This window comes from Mogibacterium sp. CM50 (genome assembly GCF_000293155.1).
Classification (GTDB): Bacteria; Bacillota; Clostridia; order Peptostreptococcales; family Anaerovoracaceae; genus Mogibacterium; species Mogibacterium timidum.
This window is the reverse complement of the sequence record NZ_ALNL01000040.1, coordinates 1-3,973: the sequence shown is the minus strand read 5'-3', so window position 1 is coordinate 3,973 and position 3,973 is coordinate 1. Positions and strand designations below refer to the sequence as shown.

Genomic DNA, 3,973 nt, shown 5'->3' with positions numbered 1-3,973 from the left:
TGCATTTGCTTTTTCTGCGGCTTTCTCCGCTTTCCTTGCCTTGCGGTAGGGCTTTAGCCTCTGATTTCTGTAATTTTCTCTTGCCTTTCTTACGCTGAATCTTCCAAGTGTTTCTGCGGCTTTTTCGGTTTTGTGGGCTGCTTCAACGCCTGCATTGTCATGCTCCGTTTCATGGATTTTCTTATGCACAAAAGCGCCTGCTTTATTAAGGGCAGGAGAAAGAGGATTTGCAGACTTACCGGAGACTATGGGCTTTTCCTTTTCTTCAAAGTGAAGCCTCGTTTTTCCTTTGCCTGTTTTTTCATCAAACTCCCGCTCAAAGGAAAGACTCTTTTTCTTTGGTATTTTATCCCTTGCCTTATCCAGACGGTCCGCCGCCTGATCGGATTTTTTGATATACCTTTGAAGCTCCGGAACGGCTCTTTCTTCCTCGGTAAAGGTAAGCCTTGAGGATTTTCTTTTCTGGATCTTCTCCGAAGTAACATCCTCATTTATCGCATTATCCGGCTGTGAATTTTCGTTTACTCTGCTTGATACATTTTCCGTTTCTCCGGTTGTCATGTTTTCTCTTAAAAGTCCATCCCGGCTCATTTTTTGCCTGTACTTATCGCGGGGCTTTAGCGGTTCTTTCAAAGTGCATCACCTTCCTTTCCTGAAAAGACGCAAGCTTTTTTGCAGCGTCCAAGCTCAATATCCGCAATGTATTTAAGTATCGGGTAAACCTGCGCGGGAACGACGGCATTACCAAGAGCCTTTAATCGCTTTACCCTATCTTTTTTATCTTCTGTAAGCCTCGGTATGTCCGTTGGCTCCGTTATCCATAGGAAATTTCCGTCCATGCTTTCGGGAATCCCATCAGCCACTCTGCCCACTCCGGATTGAAGCGAAGATTGGGAGCTGCGTCCTTTTCCAGATAATAGATTGCCTCTGAAAGATTCGCTGACCAGTGTCCCGTTTTCTTCTTTCTGCGAAAGGAGCCTGCAGGAGATAGGACTACCTGCGGCACTTTTGGGCGCGTTCCCGTGTCGGAAGCAAGGGGCGTAGGAAACATCTGCCCCCAAGATAAAAGTTCGCTTGCGTTCATGCCACGCGCCGACGCTGCAAGCAGGAAGTACGAATGTCCAAACGGCATATCCTGCTTTTTCCAAGTCAATGATCGTTTTGTTGAGCCCCATATTGATGAAGTTAGCAACATTTTCGCCAAGCACGAAATGGGGGTGCAGCTCTTTAATAACTCTGCACATCTGCGGCCAGAGATAACGGGGGTCTGTAAAGCCCTTTTTTGCTCCGATGGCGGAAAAGGGCTGACATGGGAAGCCCCCGGATATGAGGGTAACACTGTCTTGTCCTGTTTTTTCAATAAATGCCTCCTTTGTAACTGTTGTAATATCCTGAAAACGCGGAACATCCGGCCAATGCTTTTTCAGTACGGCGGTGGGAAACTCCGCCCATTCGCATTGACAAAGGGTGGAAAATCCTGCGGCTTCCGCCGCAAGATCGATTCCTCCGATTCCGGTAAACAAGCTGAAATGCGTTAGTTTTTTCATTCTCCGCTCACTTCCTCCGGCTTTGTCGTCATAACCTTGTAAAGCTTTGTATCTTTCGGGAAATGATCTACAAATGGCAGGATCACATTTCCGTAAAAGAGAAGTCCCTCGCCGGCTTCCGTATGGGTTACATATTTCATCTGCTGAGGAGAAATATTAAGCTGCTTTGCAAGGATAGTTCTGTCGCTTACCGCCTGATTAAGCATCAGCACAAAGTCACTGTTTTCAAAGATATTTTCTACCTCGCGGCTGGATAAGAGATCCTTGACATTCTGCGTGATCCCTGTCGGGATTCCTGACCATTTTCTGAAACGCTTCCAGATTTCAACGCTGTATGCGGCGGTCTGTTCCTCACGAAGCAGAAGATGAAATTCGTCCATGTAGTAGCGGGTTGCTTTCTTTTTTGCTCTGTTTATGGTAACGCGGTTCCATATCTGATCCTGCACAATGAGCATTCCAAGCTTTTTTAACTGCTTTCCAAGGCTCTTTATATCAAAGCAGACAAGGCGGTTATTAAGCTCTACATTGGTTCGGTGGTTAAATACATTAAGAGAACCTGTTACATAAAGCTCAAGGGCTGCCGCAACTCTTTCCGCCTCCGGCTCCGGCTGTCTTAAAAGTTCCTCATACAGATTCCCTAAAATCGGCATTTTTTCGGGTATCGGTTCTGCAAGAAACTCCCTGTAAACCGTCCTTACCGCACGGTCGATGACTGTTTTTTCCACCGGTGCAAGTCCTTCTTTTCCTCCGACTACAAGTTCGCAAAGGGAAAGGATAAAATCCGATTTTAAGGCAAGAGGGTTATCATCCTCGCTGTAATTAAGGTTTATATCCATCGGATTGATATACTCTTTGCTTGTGGGAGAAATGCGGATAACCTGACCCAAAAGACTGTTTACCAAAGGGGCATATTCGGCTTCGGGATCGGATATATAGATGTCATCGTCCGTGATTAAAAAGGCGTTTGTAATTTCACGCTTTGCCGCAAAGGATTTACCGGAACCGGGCGTTCCAAGAATCAGACCGTTGGGGTTTTTCAGCTGCTTTCTGTCACATAAAATCATGTTGTTACTAAGAGCGTTAAGCCCGTAGTAAAGAGCTTCGCCGTCCTGAAAAAGCTCCTGCGTGATAAAGGGAATGAATACGGCGGTGCTTGAGGTGGTAAGCCCTCTTTGAATTTCAATTTCATTTATTCCAAGCGGGATGCTTGACATCAGGCCTTCCTCCTGCTGAAAGTCAAGGCGGGTTAAAGCACAGTTATATTTTTGTGCGATTCCTGCGGCGGCAAAAATATCGTTATCCAGCTTTCTTTTGCTGCCCGCCATGTTCACCACAAGAAAGGTAACAAGAAACATTCTTTCGTTTCTGCTCTGTAAATCCTGCAGGAGATTTTTCGCTTCGCCTCCGTAGGTGGCAAGATCTGAGGGGATAATATCCATGTCATAGCCGGAGCGTACCGCTTTTTTCTGCTCGTCAATCTTCATCTTGTCAAGGTCGGTGATTTTTCTTTTTATCGTCTTAATCGCCTCCGCCTGATCGATGCTTTTGATATGCAGGTTTACAATCATTCCCGTTTCCAAATCCAAAAGGTCGGACAGAATGCGATCGTTTAATTCCGGGGCTAAGATTTCAAGAAAGCTTACCGCACCGAGCTTACTGCCCATACGGAAAGTTCTGCCTTCTCCGAAGTAAAAAGAGGACGGTGCGATAAAGTCCTTTGTTGATAATCCCGACGGAACAAGATAGTCCCAAGAAAAGAAGAAAGGCTCTCCCTCCGGATGAAAAATACCGTGCAGGTTTTTTAACCTTTCATATCCGCTCATAGCATGAGCGCTTACTCCAAGCACTTTAAAATTGTTCAGCATATCCGTTTCAATGCGGTTAAGCCTTGCCTTTGCCGCATTCATATTTTCCGCTTCCACACTGAATGTTACGAATTTCAGCTTTACAAGACCGTTGTTTCCTTTGGAAAGCTGAGCAGAAAGCATTTTTTGATACTCGCTTCTTATGGACTGAAAGCCATCATCACGCATCGGAATTTCAATTGCGGTCTTTGCTTCTCCGCGGCTTCCCTGATTGATAAAGGAAAGCTGTACATCCACAGAGGAATCAAAATAGTTTAGAAAGTCGCACCAGTTTTCAAAGATAGCGGTTTTATCGTCCGCTCCTGCAAGCTGATAATTGATGTCGGAAAAGGAAATGCACTTGCTGTATCTGTTTTCTGTTACTCTGCATATCCCGTCCGGATGCATAGAAAGGTAGGGGATGCTCTCCTGCGCAGAAGATGCCTTTTTATCCGGCTTTGCTTTTCTGATAAGCTCCGCAATCTGCTTTTTCTCGCTTCCCCTGAGCTTTCTTTTATTTTTTACGCTGTTTTTTTCCTTTGTTTTGTCCTTTAACAATATGAAATACCTCCTTTTCAAGTT

At 45.3% G+C, this 3,973-nt stretch carries 2 protein-coding genes and 1 pseudogene; all 3 read right to left on the bottom strand.

Annotation, left to right across the window (positions count from 1 at the left end; all coding sequences use genetic code 11):
* A pseudogene (locus tag HMPREF1152_RS06455) lies at positions 1–633 on the bottom strand (CHAP domain-containing protein); the annotation flags it as partial.
* Positions 630–1,547 carry a DNA (cytosine-5-)-methyltransferase gene (dcm, locus tag HMPREF1152_RS06450; RefSeq protein ID WP_009644383.1) on the bottom strand — a complete coding sequence of 306 codons (918 nt, stop codon included), beginning with the start codon at positions 1,545–1,547 and terminating at the stop codon, positions 630–632. The pseudogene HMPREF1152_RS06455 and the gene dcm, both read right to left, overlap by 4 nt.
* Positions 1,544–3,949 carry a VirB4-like conjugal transfer ATPase, CD1110 family gene (locus tag HMPREF1152_RS06445; RefSeq protein WP_009644382.1) on the bottom strand — a complete coding sequence of 802 codons (2,406 nt, stop codon included), beginning with the start codon at positions 3,947–3,949 and terminating at the stop codon, positions 1,544–1,546. The genes dcm and HMPREF1152_RS06445 overlap by 4 nt, the downstream gene beginning before the upstream one ends.
* Between the last annotated feature and the right edge of the window lie 24 nt (positions 3,950–3,973).

Bases quoted from the DNA above. Each gene is read 5' to 3' on its own strand.
- dcm (WP_009644383.1), bottom strand. From the start codon at position 1,547: ATGAAAAAACTAACGCATTTCAGCTTGTTTACCGGAATCGGAGGAATC.